At 75.0% G+C, this 18,607-nt stretch carries 18 protein-coding genes; 15 read left to right on the forward strand and 3 right to left on the reverse strand.

Going from position 1 to position 18,607, the window contains the following annotated elements; genetic code table 11:
* Positions 1-105 precede the first annotated feature (105 nt).
* From moeZ to RM425_RS04715, 11 genes are all read left to right on the forward strand, one after another.
* Positions 106-1,266 carry an adenylyltransferase/sulfurtransferase MoeZ gene (gene moeZ, locus RM425_RS04665; RefSeq protein WP_311343994.1) on the forward strand — a complete coding sequence of 387 codons (1,161 nt, stop codon included), beginning with the start codon at positions 106-108 and terminating at the stop codon, positions 1,264-1,266.
* 70 nt (positions 1,267-1,336) lie between these two features.
* Entirely contained in the window at positions 1,337-1,918 is a 582-nt protein-coding gene (locus RM425_RS04670) for a TIGR03086 family metal-binding protein (RefSeq protein WP_311343995.1), read from the forward strand.
* Between the two features lie 68 nt (positions 1,919-1,986).
* Entirely contained in the window at positions 1,987-2,601 is a 615-nt protein-coding gene (locus tag RM425_RS04675; RefSeq protein ID WP_311343996.1) for an RNA polymerase sigma factor, read from the forward strand.
* The gene (locus tag RM425_RS04680; RefSeq protein ID WP_311343997.1) at positions 2,598-3,416 is read left to right on the forward strand and encodes a hypothetical protein; all 819 of its coding nucleotides are present in this window, start codon (positions 2,598-2,600) and stop codon (positions 3,414-3,416) included. The genes RM425_RS04675 and RM425_RS04680 overlap by 4 nt, the downstream gene beginning before the upstream one ends.
* A 37-nt stretch (positions 3,417-3,453) precedes the next feature.
* Entirely contained in the window at positions 3,454-3,849 is a 396-nt protein-coding gene (locus RM425_RS04685; RefSeq protein ID WP_311343998.1) for an MGMT family protein, read from the forward strand.
* Positions 3,850-3,853: 4 nt separating this feature from the next.
* A complete protein-coding gene (locus RM425_RS04690; protein WP_311343999.1) occupies positions 3,854-4,594 on the forward strand; it encodes a biosynthetic peptidoglycan transglycosylase in 741 nt (246 codons plus the stop codon).
* Positions 4,595-4,631: 37 nt separating this feature from the next.
* Positions 4,632-5,111, forward strand: coding sequence for a GNAT family N-acetyltransferase (locus RM425_RS04695; RefSeq protein ID WP_311344000.1), 480 nt, complete (start codon positions 4,632-4,634; stop codon positions 5,109-5,111).
* A gap of 94 nt (positions 5,112-5,205) precedes the next feature.
* Positions 5,206-5,376 carry a hypothetical protein gene (locus RM425_RS04700; protein ID WP_311344001.1) on the forward strand — a complete coding sequence of 57 codons (171 nt, stop codon included), beginning with the start codon at positions 5,206-5,208 and terminating at the stop codon, positions 5,374-5,376.
* Positions 5,377-5,439: 63 nt separating this feature from the next.
* Positions 5,440-8,631 (forward strand): ATP-dependent helicase, encoded by a 3,192-nt coding sequence (locus tag RM425_RS04705; RefSeq protein WP_311344002.1) that lies wholly within the window; start codon positions 5,440-5,442, stop codon positions 8,629-8,631.
* On the forward strand, positions 8,628-11,942 hold the full coding sequence (locus tag RM425_RS04710; RefSeq protein WP_311344003.1) for an ATP-dependent helicase: 3,315 nt from the start codon (positions 8,628-8,630) through the stop codon (positions 11,940-11,942). Before RM425_RS04705 ends, RM425_RS04710 begins: the two co-directional genes overlap by 4 nt.
* 41 nt (positions 11,943-11,983) lie before the next feature.
* The gene (locus RM425_RS04715; protein ID WP_311344004.1) at positions 11,984-12,475 is read left to right on the forward strand and encodes a GNAT family N-acetyltransferase; all 492 of its coding nucleotides are present in this window, start codon (positions 11,984-11,986) and stop codon (positions 12,473-12,475) included.
* 16 nt (positions 12,476-12,491) lie between these two features.
* Here RM425_RS04715 and RM425_RS04720 read toward each other — a convergent pair whose 3' ends face one another.
* Together RM425_RS04720 and RM425_RS04725 are read right to left on the reverse strand one after the other, a co-directional pair.
* Complete coding sequence (locus tag RM425_RS04720) at positions 12,492-12,902, reverse strand: hypothetical protein (RefSeq protein ID WP_311344005.1); 411 nt, start codon at positions 12,900-12,902, stop codon at positions 12,492-12,494.
* A complete protein-coding gene (locus RM425_RS04725) occupies positions 12,899-13,744 on the reverse strand; it encodes an alpha/beta fold hydrolase (RefSeq protein WP_311344006.1) in 846 nt (281 codons plus the stop codon). The genes RM425_RS04720 and RM425_RS04725 overlap by 4 nt, the downstream gene beginning before the upstream one ends.
* An 86-nt stretch (positions 13,745-13,830) precedes the next feature.
* Between RM425_RS04725 and RM425_RS04730 the strand changes: the two genes are divergently transcribed.
* The 3 genes from RM425_RS04730 to RM425_RS04740 are packed head-to-tail and all read left to right on the forward strand — an operon-like array spanning position 13,831 to position 16,726.
* Positions 13,831-14,796 carry a metallophosphoesterase family protein gene (locus RM425_RS04730; RefSeq protein WP_311344007.1) on the forward strand — a complete coding sequence of 322 codons (966 nt, stop codon included), beginning with the start codon at positions 13,831-13,833 and terminating at the stop codon, positions 14,794-14,796.
* Positions 14,793-15,320 (forward strand): hypothetical protein, encoded by a 528-nt coding sequence (locus tag RM425_RS04735; RefSeq protein ID WP_311344008.1) that lies wholly within the window; start codon positions 14,793-14,795, stop codon positions 15,318-15,320. Before RM425_RS04730 ends, RM425_RS04735 begins: the two co-directional genes overlap by 4 nt.
* Entirely contained in the window at positions 15,317-16,726 is a 1,410-nt protein-coding gene (locus RM425_RS04740; RefSeq protein WP_311344009.1) for a M20/M25/M40 family metallo-hydrolase, read from the forward strand. The genes RM425_RS04735 and RM425_RS04740 overlap by 4 nt, the downstream gene beginning before the upstream one ends.
* On the opposite strand, the gene RM425_RS04745 is transcribed toward RM425_RS04740, so the two are convergent.
* Entirely contained in the window at positions 16,723-17,493 is a 771-nt protein-coding gene (locus RM425_RS04745; protein WP_311344010.1) for a putative protein N(5)-glutamine methyltransferase, read from the reverse strand. The two genes, RM425_RS04740 and RM425_RS04745, sit on opposite strands and share 4 nt — an antisense overlap.
* Before the next feature lie 58 nt (positions 17,494-17,551).
* Between RM425_RS04745 and RM425_RS04750 the strand changes: the two genes are divergently transcribed.
* A complete protein-coding gene (locus tag RM425_RS04750) occupies positions 17,552-18,451 on the forward strand; it encodes a DUF2510 domain-containing protein (protein WP_311344011.1) in 900 nt (299 codons plus the stop codon).
* Positions 18,452-18,607: the final 156 nt, after the last annotated feature.

Consider the following 18,607-nt stretch of genomic DNA (forward strand, 5'->3'; position numbering starts at 1 on the left):
CCTCCCCTCCCGCGGGCGGCGGGAAGAGCCGGGCCTGTCACGCTGTTGTGCCGCGTGAACGACGGCCTGCGTCCCGGGCCGCTGTCGACCGAACGAGGAGCGATCGTGTCCCTGCCACCCCTGGTGGAGCCCGCCGCCGACCTGTCCATCGACGAGGTCCGCCGCTACAGCCGCCACCTGATCATCCCCGACGTGGGCATGGACGGGCAGAAGCGGCTCAAGAACGCCAAGGTGCTCGCCGTCGGCGCCGGTGGCCTCGGCTCGCCGGTGCTCATGTACCTGGCCGCGGCCGGGGTGGGCACCCTCGGCATCGTCGAGTTCGACACCGTCGACGAGTCCAACCTGCAGCGCCAGATCATCCACGGGCAGTCCGACGTCGGCCGGTCCAAGGCGCAGAGCGCGCGTGACTCCATCAAGGAGATCAACCCGCTCATCGACGTCCGCCTGCACGAGACGCGGCTGGACAACGACAACGTGATGGAGATCTTCAGCCAGTACGACCTCATCGTCGACGGCACGGACAACTTCGCCACGCGCTACCTGGTCAACGACGCCTGCGTGCTGCTGGGCAAGCCCTACGTGTGGGGCTCGATCTACCGGTTCGACGGCCAGGTCTCGGTCTTCTGGAACGACCACGGCCCGAACTACCGCGACCTCTACCCGGTCCCGCCCCCGCCCGGCATGGTGCCGAGCTGCGCCGAGGGCGGCGTGCTCGGCGTCCTCTGCGCCACCGTCGGCGCGATCCAGGCCACCGAGGCGGTCAAGCTCATCACCGGCATCGGCGACACCCTGCTGGGCCGGCTGATGGTCTACGACGCCCTGGAGATGACCTTCCGCGAGATCAAGGTGCGCAAGGACCCCGAGGGGGAGCCGATCACCGGGCTGATCGACTACGACAACTTCTGCGGCGTCGTCTCGGTCGAGGCGCAGGAGGCGGCGGCCGGTTCGACGATCACCGTCGACGAGCTCAAGGACATGATGGACGCCGGCAAGGACTTCGAGCTGATCGACGTCCGGGAGCCCAACGAGTACGAGATCGTCTCGATCCCGGGTGCGACGCTGATCCCCAAGGACGAGATCCTCTCCGGCCGGGCGCTGGCGCAGCTACCGCAGGACAAGCCGATCGTGCTGCACTGCAAGACCGGTGTCCGTTCCGCCGAGGCGCTCGCTGCGATCAAGGCGGCCGGCTTCAAGGACGCCGTCCACGTGCAGGGTGGCGTGACCTCCTGGGCCACCCGCATCGACAAGACGCTGCCCACGTACTGAGCCGTGCCGAGGGCCCGGTCCACCTTCCCCCGGGGAGGCGGACCGGGCCCTCGGCATGTTGACTCTGCCCATGGCCGACTTCTCGCCCGTCGAGCTGCTCGCACTCTTCCAGCGCGCGCAGGCGCTGTTCACCGACCGGGTGGACGCCGTCGACCCCGACCAGTGGGAGGACGAGGCGCTGCCCGGCTGGACGGTCGCCGACCTGGTCGCGCACCTGGTCAGCGAACAGCTGTGGGCCCCGCCGCTGCTGGCCGGTGAGCCCTACACCGAAGGTCGCGTCCCCGACGACACGGGCGACCTGCTCGGCGACGACCCGTTCACCGGCTGGGAGACCGCCGCGGACGGCTCTCTGGCGGCCTTCGCCGAGGACGACGCCCTGACGCGCACCGTGCACCTGCAGCGCGGACCGACCCCGGCCGGCCAGTACATCCTCGAGATGACCGCCGACCTGACCGTCCACGCCTGGGACCTCGCCCGGGCGACCGGTGAGGACACCGAGCTGGACGGCGACCTGGTGACCGCGGCGCTGGTGCTGGCCGAGCAGCTGCCCGACGACGGCGTCCCCGGGTTCTTCGGCCCGCCGCTCGAGGTGCCGGCGGGAGCGAGCCCGCAGACCAGGCTCCTGGCCCGGTTCGGCCGCAAGGACGACTGAGCCGGGCAGCCGTTGCGCGGCTGCACCGGTCGCGGGAACCCGACCCACCCCTGCGGGCACAGAGGGGTGTGAACGACATCGACCAGCCTGACGACCGCGAGCTGTGGCAGCGGGCCGTGCACGGTGAACCGGAGGCCTTCGGCATCCTGTTCGACCGGCACGGGGAGCGGATCCGCAGCTACTGCGCCCGCCGGACCGGTTCGCTGGAAGCGGCCGACGACCTGGTGTCGGTCGTCTTCCTGGAGGCATGGCGGCGACGGTCCGACGTCGAACTGCTGGCGGACAGCGCGCTGCCCTGGCTCTACGGCATCGCCAACCGCACCGTGCAGCGCCGCTGGCGGACGACCGCGCGGCACCGGCGGGCGCTGGAGCGACTGGCTGCCGGCGATCAGAGCGTCCCCGACCACGCCGACGACGTCGCCGGCCGGCTCGACGACGAGCGGCAGCTGGCCCGCCTGCACGAGGCGATGCGCGGGCTGCGGCGCACCGACCAGGACGTCCTCACCCTGTGCGTCTGGCAGGGCCTGGACTACGAGTCCGCAGCGTTGGCTCTGGACCTTCCCGTCGGCACCGTCCGCTCCCGGCTGTCCCGGGCCCGCGCGCGGTTGCGCGAGGCCGTCGACCCGTTCCCTCCCGCTCCCGGTGACCGGCCGGGATCCCTGCTCCGGATGGAGACCCCATGAGCTCGACCGTCACCCCCATGTCCCCCGAGCGGCACCGGGCCGTCCGGGCGCTCCTCGTCGCCGAGGCGGGCCGGACGTCGCAGCCGGTGGCGTTCGTGCGGCGGCCGGTGGTGCGGCGGACCGGTTTCGCGCTCGTGGCCACGGCCGCCGCGGTCTCCGCGACGGTGCTGGCGACCGGCGACCCGTCCGCGCCGCCGGACTACGGCAGCTGGACGGCGCTGCCCGAGACCGGCCCGGGCCTCGCACCTCCGCCGAGCGGTGACATCGAGATGTGGGCCTCGCAGTGCACGGACCTGACCGGTGGCGGGGTGGGCATCGAGGGCGTGACCCCCGACCCGGACGCAGCCGCCGAGCGCGAAGTGCTGGTCGACCGCCGGGGCGACTACATCTTCTGCCTGGATCTCTCGCCCGGGAGCGGCACGGAGACCGATCCGCTCGTCGCCGTCACCGGCATCCGCAGCGACGGGGACTCCGTGCAGCAGGGAGGGGCGACGGTCTACGACCGCCCGGTGCTGCTGCCTGCGGGCGAGGACGTCCTGCTGCTGAGGGCTCCGGGCGAGGGGGAACCCGTGGGCGACGTCCTGTCCGCCTACGGCGCGGCCGGGTCGGACGTGACCGGGGTCGAGCTCCGCCTGACCGACGGCACCCGCATCACCGCGACGGTGCAGTCCGGCCTGTGGGCCGCCTGGTGGCCGGCCACCGTGAGCACCGCACGCCTGGCGGAACTGGTGGTCACGGGTGCGGACGGGGAGCGGCTCGTAGATCCGGACTCGGTCTCCCTGGACTGGGACCGGAGCGGGTCCCCGGAGGACTGACCGCCTCCGGGGGCGGGGCGCTTGCCATGATCTGCAGGTGGCCGACCCCGCCCCCGATCCTGCGCTGGACGTCGACGAGGCCGTGTTCGACGCCGTGGAGCAGATCCCGCCGGGGCGGGTGAGCACCTACGGCGCCATCGGCCGGCTGGTCGGGGTGGGTCCGCGCCGGGTCGCTCGCGCGCTGAGCTCCGGCGGGGGAGCGGTGCCCTGGTTCCGGGTGGTGCGCGCCGACGGCACCGCCGCCGAGCCGGTGCGCGCACGGCAGCTGGAGCGGCTGGCCCTCGAGGGGGTGCCGGTGCGCAACGGCCGGATCGATCTGTCCGCCGTCGGCTGGCCGGACCGCGACACGGACGTCGTCCCCAGGGATGACGGGGCACCGAGCAAGATCGCCTCCCGGGAGGACGCGCGAGGGCGACCCCGGACGATCGGATGAGAGGGTGCCGAACCTGACCCAGCAGCGCCCCTCCCCGCCCAGCCGACGACTCCGCCTGCTCCGGCATGCCCGCCGTGCCGCGGTCGCGCCGCTGGTGGTCGCCCTCCTCGCGCTGGGCGCCACGTGGGTCGCCACCCCGGGCGTGGCCGACACCCGCGACCGGGTGGACGCGCGGCTGGCCGCGTACGCCGGGACGCCGCTCGGCGAGGAGATCCCCCCGCGGATCGCCGCGGCCCTGCTGGCCACCGAGGACAGCCACTTCGCCGACCACGTGGGCATCGACTGGCGCGGTGCGCTCCGGGCCCCGCTCGGTCTGGTCAGCGGTACCGACCGCGGGGGATCCACGCTGCACCAGCAACTGGCACGGGTCGTCTACGAGGACGGCGCCACCGACCCACTGGCCAAGGCCCGCGCGGTGGTCCTGGCGCTGAAGATCGACCGCGCCTGGAGCAATCAGGACATCCTCCGGATGTACCTCGACGCCGCCTACTTCGGGCACGGCTTCTACGGCGTCGGCGCCGCGGCGGAGGGCTACTTCGGGCTGTCGCCGGCGGAGCTGGACTGGGCGCAGGCGACGGTGCTCGTCGGCCTCGTCCAGGCGCCGAGCGCCTACGACCCGCTGGTGCACCCCGAGCTGGCGAAGGCCCGGCAGGCGCACGTGCTGGACCGGCTGGTCGACGTCGGCACGCTGGAGCGCGCGGACGCCGACCGGATCGCCGCGGCCTCCTGGCGGCTGGCCGGCTGAGCTGCCATGCAGCGGCGGACCGTGGCAGGGTCGGCCGGTGCCGACCAGACCCCTCGACGACGGTGACCGGCTCCTGCTCCGCGTCGCGACCTGGCTGAACCTCAACTGGAGCGGTCCGCGGTTCACCGTCGCGCAGGTCGACGCCGATCCGCACCTGGCCCGGTACTACCGGGCGGCACCGGAGTTCGGGGTGGTGTCCACCGACGGGGACGAGCCGACGGGCGTCGTCTGGGTGACCCGCTTCCCGCCGGAGGCCCCGGGATACGGCTTCGTGCGGGCGGGCGTCCCGGAGCTCAGCGTGTGCGTCCTGCCCGGGTACCGCGGCGCCGGACTCGGGGCGGCCCTGGTGGGTGCCGCGGTGGCGGAGGCGCGGCGCCGGTCCCTGCCGGCGCTGAGCCTCAGCGTCGAGGAGGGCAACCCGGCGCGGCGGCTCTACCAGCGCGCCGGCTTCGTCCCGGCGCCGCATCCGGCGGACCCGGGCACGCTGCTCCTCGAGTTCCGGGATGTCCCGCGCTGATCGGTCGCATGTCGGTCGCGTATCCGGATGACCCGTACGGACCATTTCCTGCCATTGCCTATAGCTCTGCGGTGCACTTGCCGACTACCGATCCATGAACAACATCGCGTGTCGTGCTGTGGCCCAGGCCGGGCTCGTCGCGGCGACGGCGTCCCTCGACAGCGAGGGCGAGTGGCCGTTGCTGCAGGTCGCCGGTTGGCTCGCGACCGCGACGGACCTGATGCTCGAAGCCGGTCAGCTCGAGGCGGCCCTCGCGCTGATCTGAGGCACTGCTCCGCTCCGCCCGGCCGTCCCGAGAACTGTCGGTGCGGCGTGCTTCCATCGAGAGGTGGCACAAGGGGGAGGGGCACCGGTCTACCGGCTGGTGCCGGGTGAGCGGCCGGCACCGGCTGCGCCGCGGCTCGACCCGACGCAGCAGGTCGTCGTCGACCACCCGGCCGGGCCGCTGCTGGTCCTCGCCGGTCCGGGCACGGGCAAGACGACGACGATCGTCGAGGCGGTCGCCACCCGCATCGAGGCGGGGGTCGATCCCGAGCAGATCCTCGTCCTGACCTTCAGCCGCAAGGCCGCCGCGGAGCTGCGCACCCGCATCACCACCCGCGTCGCGCAGACGATCCGCGAGCCCCTGGCGCGCACCCTCCACTCCTACGCCTACGGCGTCCTCCGCCGGGCCGCGCTGCTGCGCGGAGAGGCCCCGCCACGGCTGCTGACGTCGGCCGAGCAGGACGCCGTCGTCGCGGAGCTGCTGCGCGGTGACGTGGAGGAGGAGGGCGCGGTCCGCTGGCCGGCGGACCTGGCCCCGGCACTGGGCACCGCGGGCTTCCGCACCGAGCTGCGCGAGCTGCTGCTGCGGGCCACCGAGCGCGGGGTCGTCCCGGAGCGGCTGGCCGCGTGGGGCCGGGAGACCGGTCGCGAGCACTGGGTGCACGCGGCGGCGTTCCAGGAGCAGTACGAGGCGGTCACCGCCTTCTCCACCCTGGGCCGGGGGGACGCGTCCGGCTACGACCCGGCGGAGCTGGTGCGGCAGGCCATCGCCGAGCTCGACGGCGACGCCGAGCTGCTGCGTCAGGAGCGCGACCGCGCCCGCTGGCTGTTCGTCGACGAGTACCAGGACACCGACCCCGCCCAGGTGGAGCTGCTGGCCCTGCTCGCCGGGCGCGGCGGCAACGTCGTCGCCGTCGGCGACCCCGACCAGTCCATCTACGCCTTCCGCGGTGCCGAGCCGCGCGGCATCACCGAGTTCCCCGACCGCTTCAGGCACACCGACGGCCGGCCCGCGGCCCGGGTCTCGCTGGGGGTGTCCCGCCGGTCGGGTGCCGAGCTGCTGCGCATCAGCCGGCAGGTGGCCGACGGGCTGCCCGGCCCGTGGGAGCACCGCCGGCTGACGGCGGGAGGGACGGCCGATCCCGGCTCGGCCGAGGTGCACGTCTTCGGGTCCGCCGCCATCGAGGCCGCCTACCTCGCCGACCGGCTGCGCCGCGCCCACCTGCTCGACGGCATCCCGTGGTCGCAGATGGCCGTGGTCGTCCGCACCGCCGTCGCACTGGGCCCCCTGCGCCGCGCCCTGGCGTCGGCCGGCGTGCCGGTCGCCGTGTCGTCCGACGACGTGGCGCTGGCCGGGCAGCCGGCCGTCGCCCCGTTCCTCGGGGCGCTCACCGCGCTGCTGCCGCGGCCGGCCACCGATCCCGTCGACGGCATCGCCACGGGCCTGGACGAGCCGGCCGCCGAGGCGCTGCTGGCCTCCCCGCTGGGTGGCGCCACCGTGCTCGACCTGCGCCGGCTGCGCCGAGCCGTGCGCGTCGCGCTGGCCCGGCAGGGGGTGGACGCGGCCGAGCGGGGTGCCCCGCTGGCGATGGCGCTGGAGGACGACGCCCTGCTGGAGGCGCTGCCCGAGCACGTCGCCCGGCCGGCACGGCGGGTGGCCGACGTCCTGGCGGCCGGCCGGCTGGCGCTGGCCCGGAACGGTACGGCCGAGGACGTGCTGTGGGCCATGTGGCAGGGCAGCGGACTGGCCGGGAAGTGGGCCAGGGCGAGCGCCGCAGGCGGACCGCCCGGTGCGGTCGCCGACCGCGACCTGGACGCCGTCGTCTCGCTCTTCGACGCTGCCGCGGGCTTCGTCGACCGGCTGCCGTCGGCCGACGTCCGCGCCTTCGTGGCCCACCTGTCCGCCCAGGAGCTGCCCAGCGACACCGGCGCCGCCCGCGCCGCGGCGGGCGAGACCGTCCGGCTGCTCACCGCGCACGCCGCCAAGGGCCTGGAGTGGGACCTCGTCTGCGTCGCCGGGGTGCAGGAGGGCGTGTGGCCCAACCTGAGCGAGCGCTCCTCGCTGCTGGGTGCGGAGGTGCTGGTGGAGCGGGCTGCCGGCATCGACGGCGCGGTCGTCGACCGCCGCACCCTGGCGCTGGCCGAGGAGCGCCGGCTGTTCTACGTGGCCGTCACCCGCGCTCGCCGGAGGCTGCTGGTCACGGCGGTGCAGGGCGCTCTCGACGGGGCCGACGCCGGAGCCACCGCGTCCCGTTTCCTCGACCTCGTGCAGCCGCCACCCGAGGACGGGCGCGTGCTGACCGAGCTGCCCCGGTCGCTGACGCTGCCCGCGCTGGTCGCCGAGCTGCGCCGCGCCGTCACCGATCCGGAGACGCCGGCACCGCGCCGGTCGGCCGCAGCATCGGTGCTGCGCCGGCTCGCCGACGAGAGCGTGCCCGGAGCGTCGCCACGCCACTGGTGGGGTCTGGCCGCGCTCTCCGACGACGCCCCGCTGGTGCCCGAGGACGACGAGGTGCGCGTCCGCCCCTCGCACATCGAGACCTTCCAGCGCTGCCCGCTGCGCTGGGTGCTCGGCGCGGTGGGGGCCGAGGCCTCACCCGACTCCACCCGCACGGTGGGCACGGCGGTGCACGCGATCGCACAGCAGGTCGCCGAGGGCCTGCCGCCGGGGGAGGCGCCCGCCGCCCTGGACGGCGAGCTCGACCAGCTCGACCTGGGGCCGGGCTGGGCCGACCAGCGGCAGCGGCAGGCGGCGCAGGACATGCTGGGCCGCTTCCTGCGCTGGCACGCGGCCAACGATCGCGAACTGGTCGGCGTGGAGGAGAACTTCGACGTGGTCGTCGGCCGGGCCCGGCTGCGCGGCCAGGTCGACCGGCTCGAGCGGGACGGCGACGGGCGGCTGGTCGTCGTCGACCTGAAGACCGGGAAGACGACGGCCAGGAACACCGAGGAGCACGGCCAGCTGGCCGCCTACCAGGTGGCGGTGGCCGCCGGTGGCTTCGGCGACCACGGTGCCGTCCCCGGTGGAGCGGCGCTGCTGCAGGTGGGCACCGGGGCCAAGGCCAAGGAACAGCACCAGCAGCCGCTGCCGGCCGACGTGCCGGTGACGACCACCTGGGCCGGTGAGCTGATCACCGACGTCGGCGAGGGCATGGGCGCGGCGACCTTCGAGGTGCGCACCGGCAGCCACTGCTCGCGCTGCCCGGCCCGGCGCAGCTGCCCGATGCACGAGCGCGGCCGGCAGGTGACCGGATGACCCAGCTCTCCTTCGACGACCTGCTGACCGAGGCGGCCCAGGCGCCCGCCGCGCCGCGCCGGCTGCTCAGCCCGGCCGAGGTCGCCGCCCGGTGCGGCCTCTCCTACGCGCCGTCGGCGGAGCAGGCCCGCGTCGTCGAGGCGCCCGCCGACCGGCCGCTCGTGGTAGTCGCCGGCGCCGGGTCGGGCAAGACCGAGACGATGGCCGCCCGCGTCTCGTGGCTGGTGGCCAACCGGGTCGTAGCGCCCGAGGAGATCCTCGGGCTGACCTTCACGCGCAAGGCGGCCAGCGAGCTGAACGAGCGCGTCCACCTGCGGCTCGGCGCGCTGGCCCGCCATCCCGACACCGAGCCCGACCTGCGCGAGCGGCTCGCCGTCGCGCAGCCGACCGTCTCCACCTATCACGGCTACGCCGCCACCCTGGTCGCCGAGCACGGCCTGCGGATCGGGGTGGAGCCCGGCGCCGGCGTGCTGGGCCCCGCGATGTGCTGGGGCCAGGCGGCCACCGTGGTCTCGGCATGGACCGGTGACATGAGCGACGTCCCGCTCACCCCGCTCACCACGGTGGAGGACGTGCTGGCCCTGGCCGCCGAGCTGGGGGAGCACGACGTCACCCCGGCGGCCCTGCGCAGCTGGACGGCGCGGGTCGAGTCGCAGATCGCCGGCTACGCCGACGCGCCCAAGAAGCGGGGGCCGTACGCGGCGGTGACCGAGATGCTGGCCCGGCAGCGGGCGCGGGTGGCGCTGCTGCCGCTGGTGGAGGCGTTCGAGGCGCGCAAACGGGCCATGGGTTCCATCGACTACGCCGACCAGGTGGCGCACGCCGCCCGGATCGCCGTGACCGCACCGGAGGTCGGCCGTCGCGAGCGCGTCCGCTGGCGGGTGGTGCTGCTCGACGAGTACCAGGACACCAGCGTCGGGCAGCTGCGCATGCTGGAGGCGCTCTTCGGCGGGAGCACCGGCCACGCCGTGCTCGCCGTCGGTGACCCGCGGCAGTCGATCTACGGCTGGCGGGGCGCCTCGGCCGGCACCATCGAGCGCTTCGACCGCACCTTCCCCGGCCGCGGATCGAAGCGTGCGCAGCGGCTCACCCTGGCCACGAGCTGGCGGAACGACCAGAACGTGCTGGCCGTCGCGAACGCCGTCTCCGCGATGCTGCCGCCGCCCGAGCACCCGCTGCCCGACCTGGCGCCGGCGCCGACGGCCGGCCGGGGAGCGGTGACCGTCGGCCTCTACGCCACGATCGCCGAGGAGACCGCGGCGCTGGCCGACCGGCTCGCCGCCTGCTGGCGCGGCGAGGACCCGGTGGTCGGCCACCGTCCGGACGGCCGACCGCCGACGGTCGCGGTGCTGGCCCGCACCCGCAAGCAGCTGCCCGGCATCGCCGCCGCGCTGCGCGAGCGCGGTCTGCCGGTCGAGGTCGTGGGCCTGGGCGGGCTGCTCGAGGTGCCCGAGGTGTCCGACGTCGTGGCCACCCTCACCGTCCTGGTCGACCCGACCGCGGGCGATGCGCTCGGCCGGCTGCTCACCGGCGCCCGGTGGCGGATCGGCCCGCGCGACCTCGCCGCGCTGGAGGCCCGCGCCCGGGCGCTCGTGCACGCGCGCCGGCCACCGCGTCCGGCCGGCGAGAGCGAGCAGCCGCGCGTCGAGGCACCGGTCGAGCGGGGCAGCATCGTCGAGGCACTGGACGACCTCGGCGACCCGGGTCAGTACTCGCCCGAGGGCCACCGCCGGCTGCGCCGGCTGGGTGCGGAGCTCGTGCACCTGCGCAACCGGCTGGGGGAGTCTCTGCCCGATCTCGTCGACGAGGTCGCCCGCGCCCTCGGCTTGGAGACCGAGCTGGCCAGCGCCCCGGAGGCCAGCCCCGCCGGTGCGCGCGCCCACCTCGACGCCCTGCACGGCGTCGCCGCGGAGTTCACCGAGCTGGCCGAGCTGCCGTCGCTGCCGGCGTTCCTCGGCTACCTGCGCGACGCGGAGGAACGGGAACGCGGCCTGGAGCCCGGCGAGGTGGCGGTCAACCCGGAGGCCGTGCAGCTGCTCACCGGGCACTCCGCGAAGGGCCTGGAGTGGGACGTCGTCGCGGTGCCCGGGATGACCGTCGACCAGTTCCCCGCGCGCAGCAACGCCAGCGACTCCTGGATCAAGGACCCGGGCGCCGTCCCCGCCGAGCTGCGGCTCACCGACCGCGCCGAGCTGCCTGCCCTGAGGCTCCCGGTGCCGGGCTCCGGGGACCAGGTAGCGGTGCGGGATGCACTCGAGCAGTACGTGCAGGACTGGAAGGACTTCGGGCGCGACGAGGAGATCCGGCTCGGCTACGTCGCGGTCACCCGCGCCCGGCACCTGCTGCTGTGCTCGGGCAGCTGGTGGCGCGACGGCGTCAACCCGTGCGGCCCGTCGGTGCTGCTGCACACCGCCAGGCAGGCCTGCGAGGACGGCGCCGGGGAGGTCGTGCAGTGGGCTCCCGCCCCCGACGACGGCGCCACCAACCCGGCGCTGGAGGAGTGGCCGATCGGCGTCTGGCCGGCCGACCCGCTCACCGCCCGCCGGCGCCGCGCGCTCAGCGCGGCCGCCCAGCTGGTGGAGTCCGCGGCTCCGCACCCGCTGGACCCCGAGCGATCGTTGGGCGACGACGACCCGCTCATCACCTCCTGGGTCCGCGACGCCGACCTGCTGCTGCGCGAGCGTGCCCGGCACGCCAGCCCGACGGTCGACGTGCCGCTGCCCTCGCACCTGTCGGTCTCCGCCCTGGTCACCCTGCGCCGCGACCCCGGAGAGCTGGCCCGCCGGCTCCGCCGGCCCATGCCGGCCGCGCCCGCCCCGCAGGCTCGCCGGGGCACCGCCTTCCACACCTGGCTCGAGGAGCGGTTCGGCGCCGCGCGCCTGGTCGACCTCGACGAGCTGCCCGGCTCCGGTGACGAGTTCGCCGCCCCGGACGCCCAGCTGGGGCTCCTGCAGGCGGCGTTCCTGGACAGCGAGTGGGCCGACCGCCAGCCGCTCGAGGTGGAGGTGCCCTTCGAGACCCCGCTGGGCCCGCTGACCTTGCGCGGCCGCATCGATGCGGTCTTCCTGTGCGAGGACGGCGGGTACGAGGTCATCGACTGGAAGACCGGCCCGCCGCCGAAGGATGCCGAGCTCGCCGCCGCGGGCGTCCAGCTGGCCGCCTACCGGCTGGGCTGGTCCCGGCTCACCGGCGTCCCGGTGGAGCAGGTCAGCGCCGGCTTCCACCACGTCGCCGACCGGCTCACCGTCCGCCCGGTCGACCTGCTGGGCGAGCAGGCGCTCCTGGATCTGGTGACCGGCGCCGGAACGTGAGTCCGGCGGAACTCGGTTGACCGGCCCGGGACAGTGAGCCCGTGCCCGTGACGATCCGACCCCTCGCCGAGCGCGACATCCCCGCCGTCGTCGACCTCTCGCTCCGGGCGTGGGCGCCGGTGTTCGACTCCTTCCGCCGCGTACTGGGCGAGGGCATCTACCGGAACCTCTATCCGGACTGGAGCGCCATGCAGGCGGCCGCCGTGGAGCGGGTCTGCCGGGACGAGGCCATGCCGACCTGGGTCGCCGACCACGAGGGCAGAGCGGTGGGGTTCGTCGCGGTCGTGCACGACAGGCAGGAGGACGAACCCGACAGCAGCGAGATCGAGATGATCGCGGTCGACCCCGACCACCAGCGCCGCGGCATCGCCGCCGACCTGATCGCCTTCGCGGAGGACCGGATGCGCGAGCACGGCTCCCGGCTGGCCGTCATCGGCACCGGCGGGGACCCCGGCCACGCCCCGGCGCGGGCCGCCTACGAGCAGGCGGGTTTCACGCCCCTGCCCCTGGTCCGCTACTACAAGAAGCTCTGACCGCCGATCGGGTCGGTCAGCCGGCGCTGAACCGCTCCACGGCCGCCCGGTAGTCCTCGGTCACGAACACGAACGGGCCGAAACCGCCGTAGGCCCACCTGGGCCGGTGCGGTTGGGCGAAGCCGTCCCACGTCACCGACCAGTCGTCGAACCGGATCTCCGCCTCGAGGGGCCAGCAGCCGGTGTCGCCGCACTCGCAGCCGAGCAGCGACCGTCGGCCGTCTCCCAGCAGCTCGCCGACCAGTGGGCGACCGTCCGCTCCGACGACGATGCCGGCATAGGTTCCGGCGAGCTCCCCGAACCCCTGAGCGATCTCGAAGTCCGCCACCAGATCCGTCAACGGGGTCCCGTCGACGACCGGCGTCACCCACCGGTTTCCGGCGACGGCATGGGGCTCGGCGGCGAAGGAGAGCCGGCTGACCCTCACGTCGAGGCGACGCGGTCCAGGATCGCGGCGGCCAGCTGCTCCGGTGCCTGCTCCGGGATCCAGTGCGTGACGCCCGGCAGTGCGACGAACCGGTAGTCGCCGGTGACGAACTGCTCGCAGGCCTCGGCCGCGGTCCGGCCGATCGCGACGTCGGCATCGCTCCAGACGTAGGCCGTCGGCACCTCGACCTTGTCCACGCGGTTGTCCGAGCTCATCGCCCGGTACCAGTTCAGCGCGGCGGTCAGCGCACCCGGCGCGGACAGCACCGCCACGTACTCGTCCACCGCCTCGGGCGAGATGCCGCTGTTCTCGACGTCGTACATCCGGCGCAGCCGACGGGCGTCGTCGGCCAGCAGCACCTCCTCGGCCTTGCCCTGCTGCCAGAACAGCCGGATGTAGGCCGAACGCTCCTTCTGCTCCGGGTCGACCCGGAACGCCGCGGTGTACGCCGCCGGGTGCGGCACCGACACCGCGGTGAGGGACCGCACGCGGTCGGCGTGCCACGCGGCCAGCGTCCACGCGACGTTGGCGCCCCAGTCGTGCCCGACGACGTCGGCGACGGGGATCTCCAGCGCGGTCATCAGGTCCGCCGTGACCTGCGCCAGGTTCTGCATGGCGTAGGCGTCCACGTCGGCCGGGCGCGCGCCGGGGGAGTAGCCCAGCTGGTCGGGGGCGTAGGTGCGCAGACCCGCCTGGGTGAGCAGCGGTGTCACCGCCGCCCAGCACGCCGAGGTCTGCGGGAAGCCGTGCAGCAGCAGCACCGGCCGCCCGTCCTCGGGTCCGTCGACGCGGACGTCGAAGGTGAGGTCGCCGACATCGGTGCGCAGCAGTTCTCCGGCCATGCCTGGACGCTAACGGTCGGCGGTCGCAGCCGCGCCCGCCCGGTCCCGCGGGAACGTCCGGGGTCCGCTTCCTCGTTGCACCCCACATGTCCCTGACCCGACGGCAGTTGCTCGCCGCGGCCGCGGGCGCCGGCGGAGCGGCCGTCGCCGGTGGCGTGCTCGCGCAGGAGGTGTGGCCGCTCCTCGGCCGCGAGGACCTGGTCCCCGGGCGGACCCCGGAGCTGGCGCTGCGTCCCCAGGCGTGGACGACGACGCCCGACCGGCTCACCTTCGCCGCGGTCGGCGACACCGGTACCGGCGGCCGGCAGGCCGTGGCGGTCGCGACCCGGATGGCCCAGGGGTACGAGCAGAACCCCTACGGGCTGATCACGCACCTCGGCGACATCTGCTACTACGGCCGGATCGAGGACCGGTTCGAGGACGTGTTCCTCCGCCCCTACGGGCCCCTGGTCGAGGCCGGCGTCGACGTCGAGCTGGCCATCGGCAACCACGACGGCGACGTGCACTTCAGCGACAGCCGGCTCGAGGAGATCGAGATCGAGCTCCGCCTGCTCGGGACGCCGGCGCGCTACTTCCGGAGCACGCACGGTCCCGTCGACTTCTTCTACCTCGACTCGAGCCGGCCGGGTCTGTTCGGCTCCACCGCCTCCGAGCAGCTCGACTGGCTGGACGACGCGCTCGCCACGTCGACGAGCCAGTGGAAGGTGGTCTGCCTGCACCACCCGCCGTACTCGTCGGGCCGCCACGGTTCCACGCCCGGGGCGGAGGACCTGCTCGTCCCGGTCCTGGAACGGCACGCCGTCGACCTGGTGCTCGCCGGTCACGACCACAACTACGAGCGCACCATCCCGCTCGACGGCATCACCTACGTGGTGAGCGGCGGCGGCGCCAAGCTGACGCCGGTCCGCCCGACCCGCATCACGGCGGCGGCGGCCTCGGTACTGCAGTACCTGCACGTCGAGGTCGACGGCGACCGGCTGACGGGCCGCTGCATCCGCCCGGACGGCCGCACCGTCGACCGGTTCACGCTGCGTGCGCGCGAGGGCCGGTGAGCACCCGGCTGCGGGTGGACGGCGTCGTCCGGGAGGGCGCCGCCGCGGTGTACGCGGTGCTCGCCTTCGGCGTCGTCGTGGCGCCCGCCCTGATCATCGACTCGACCGCCCGGGGCGGCGGCGTGGCCCCGACCTGGCAGGCCTTGGACCTGCTCGCCGTGAGCGCGGTGCTGGGTCTGGGCTACGGGGTGGTCTGCTACCGCAGGCTGCGCCGGCAGGCGACGATGACCCGGTCCCGGCCGAACGTGTGGATCGGGGCCGCGAACGCGCTGGTGGCCCTGGCGCTGCTGTCCTCGGTCCTGCTCGCCGTGGTCCTGCACGAACTCGGGTCGATGCAGGCGCCCCTCGCCGGACAGGAATGGACGCTGCTCGCGCTGTGGGGCGGCGTCCAGCTCGCCGCGATCGCGGTCGCCGAGGCGGTCGAGCGCGGCGTCTTCCGCTGGCTCACCGCCCCCGAGCGGCGAGCGGCGGCCGGGCACGGTCAGCGGCGGGTCCCGGCCCACCACTACCGTCGGGGGTCGTGACCAGTCCGGAACGCGCCTTCGTCTCCGCCCACCTCGACGACCTGCACGGCGACCTCGACGCGTGGCTGCGCATCCCGTCGATCTCGGCCGACCCGGCGCACGCGCCCGACGTCGCCGCCAGCGCCGAGTGGCTGGCCGAGGCGCTGCGGCGCACCGGCTTCCCGACCGTGGAGATCTGGCCGACCCCGGGTGCGCCCGCGGTCTTCGCGGAGTGGCCCTGCGCGGACACCGGCGCCCCCGTGGCACTGGTCTACGGCCACCACGACGTGCAGCCGGTCGACCCGCCCGAGTTGTGGGAGCACCCGCCGTTCGAGCCCACCGTGGTCGAGGGCCCCGACGGGCCCGAGTTGCATGCCCGCGGCGCGATCGACGACAAGGGCAACGTCGCCTTCCACCTCCTGGGCATCCGCGCGCACCTCGCGGCCACGGGCCGGAACACCCCGGCGGTCACCGTGAAGCTGCTGATCGAGGGGGAGGAGGAGTCCGGCTCGCCGCACTTCCCCGCCCTGCTCCAGGAGCGCCGCGACCGACTGGCCTGCGACGTCGTCGTCGTCTCCGACACCGGCATGGCCGCTCCGGACGTCCCCAGTGCCGTCACCGCCATGCGCGGGCTCGCCGACGCGGAGATCACCCTGCGCGGCCCGGCGGTCGACCTGCACTCCGGCTCCTTCGGGGGTGCGGTCCCCAATCCGTTGCACGCGCTGGCCGAGCTGCTGGCGAAGCTGCACGACGACTCGGGGCGGGTCACCCTGCCCGGGTTCTACGACAAGGTGCGCGCGCTGACCGACCGCGAGCGCGCGCTGATGAGCCGGGTGCCGTTCGACGAGCAGGCCTGGCTGGCCGGCCCGGCCGCCTCGCGGGCGACCTACGGCGAGGCCGGCTACAGCACGCTGGAGCGCACCGGTGCCCGGCCGACCGCCGAGGTCAACGGCATGTGGGGCGGCTACACCGGCCCCGGGCACAAGACGATCATCCCCGCGGAGGCGCACGCCAAGGTCACCTTCCGGCTGGTCTCCGACCAGCGCCCGGAGGACGTCGGCCCGCAGTTGCGCGCCTGGGTGGAGGCGAACGTGCCCGACGGCATCGTGGCCGAGGTGCACACGCCGCCCGGTGGCGTGTCGCCGTGCGCGAGTGACCTGGACTCCCCGGCCATGGACGCCCTGCTGCGCGCCATCGGGCAGGCCTTCGACACCGATCCGGCCGACGTGCTGTTCACCCGCGAGGGCGGCAGCGGTCCGGAGGCCGACCTGGTGGAGGTGCTCGGCGCGCCGCTGCTCTTCCTGGGCGCGGGGCTGCCCACCGACCGCATCCACTCGCCGAACGAGCGGGTGCTGCTGCCGATGCTGCACCGGGGCGCCGAGGCCGCCGCCCACCTCTGGCGGGAGCTGGCCGCGCTGGCGCGCTAACAGGTGCCGACGACGACGGTGGCACCCCGCTCCTCGTCGGCGACCACCCGCGGGTCCAGCCCGGCCGCCGTGAGGATCGCGACGGCGGCGGGCACCTGCACCTCGCCGGTCTCGAACAGCAGCGAGCCGCCGGGAGCCAGCCACTCGCCGGTCCCCGCCGCCACCCGCCGGGCGACGTCCAGCCCGTCGTCCCCGCCGTCGAGAGCCGCCCGCGGCTCGTGCTCGCGGGCCTCGGGCGGCAGGAGGGCCAGTGCGGGCGTGGGCACGTAGGGAACGTTCGCGACCAGCACGTCCACCCGCCCCCGCAGCTCCGCGGGCAGGGCGGCGAACAGGTCGCCCTCGTGCACGGGGACGCCGGACAGGTTCGCCCGGGCGCAGCGCACCGCGGCCGGGTCCAGGTCGGCAGCGTGCAGCACGAGGCCCGGGAACCGGGCCAGCAGCGCCGCGCCGACGGCGCCCGAGCCGCAGCACAGGTCGACGACGACGGCGCCCGGCCGGACCAGGGCGGCGGCCTCGCCCACCAGCAGCTCGGTGCGGCGGCGCGGCACGAAGACGCCCGGGGCGACGGCGATCCGCAGCCCGTCGAAGGCGGCCCACCCCAGCAGCTGCTCCAGCGGCTCGCCGGACATCCGCCGTCCCACCAGGTCGTCGAGCAGCCCCGGTGTTCCCGCGGCGGCCACCAGCAGCGCCGCCTCGTCCTCGGCGAACACGCAGCCGGCCGCGCGCAGCCGGTCGACCACCGCGGACGGCGCCGGTACGACGTCCACCCCTGGCCTCCCTCGAACGGTCCCCGGCACGCTACGCGCGCGGCTTAGGGTTGCGGGCGTGACCTCGTCCGGGCAGCCTGCCCCGCCGCCGGGTTGGTACGCCGATCCCGACGGCATGCCGGGGATGGTCCGCTGGTGGAGCGGGTCCGCGTGGTCGGACGTCACCACCCCGGCCGGCCCGGGCGTCGCCGTCCAGGGCTCGCCGGTGGGCGCAGCGCAGCGGCCGGCCGCCCCGGAGCCGATCCAGTGGTCGCCCGGTCCCCGGCCGGGGTCGAAGCCCCCGCGCCGCGGGGCGTGGCTTGCCGTCGGCGTCCTCGGCGTCGTCCTCGCCGTGGTGCTGGCGCTCCTCGTCAGCGATGGGGGAGGCGAGGACGACGCCGTCGCCGGGCGGAGCGTGCTGCCCCCGCCGACCAGCCAGCTGCCGTCGGGGCCGAGCTTCGCGCCGGGGACGGTGCGGATCGTCGACGAGGCGGCGGGGATCGCCTACCCCTACCTCGGGACGGGCTGGTCGGAGTACGACCGGACCTTCATGTACGAGACGACGACCGTCGCGGGTCAGTACTTCACCACCCAGGAGGACACCCCGCTCGGGCAGTTCATCGCCCAGGTGACGTCCGGGCCGGTCGCCGAGGGCTTCGGCTGGTCGGGCCCCGGCAGCCTGCCGACGACCGTGGCGGCGCTGGCCGACAGTGTGCGCGGCAACTACTACCCGGAGCCCAACGAACGGCGGATCCTGCGGGACGAGCCGCTGACGGTGGACGGTCATCAGGCGCACCTCGTCGAGTTCCAGCTCGCCTGGGACGTCGAGGGCTACGACGCCTCCGGTGAGCGGGCCGCGCTGCTGCTGATCGACGTCGGCCGTCCCGCACCCGCGCTGCTCTACATCTCCATCCCGAACACCCACGCCGAGCTCTACGGCGTCATCGGCCGGCTGATCCAGTCCGTCGACGTGCTGTGACTGTGCACATCGTCGGCCTCCGGCCGACACCGCGGCCAGGAGCCGTTCCCCGGTCGAGCTGAGCGTGTCCGTCCCGCCTGCGCGGACCCCTCCGGGGCCCACTCGGCGCGACCCCGCGGCCAGGAGCCGTTCCCCGGTCGAGCTGAGCGTGTCCGT

Origin of the sequence: Blastococcus goldschmidtiae (assembly GCF_031845325.1) — a bacterium.
In the GTDB taxonomy this organism is placed as follows: Bacteria; Actinomycetota; Actinomycetes; order Mycobacteriales; family Geodermatophilaceae; genus Blastococcus; species Blastococcus goldschmidtiae.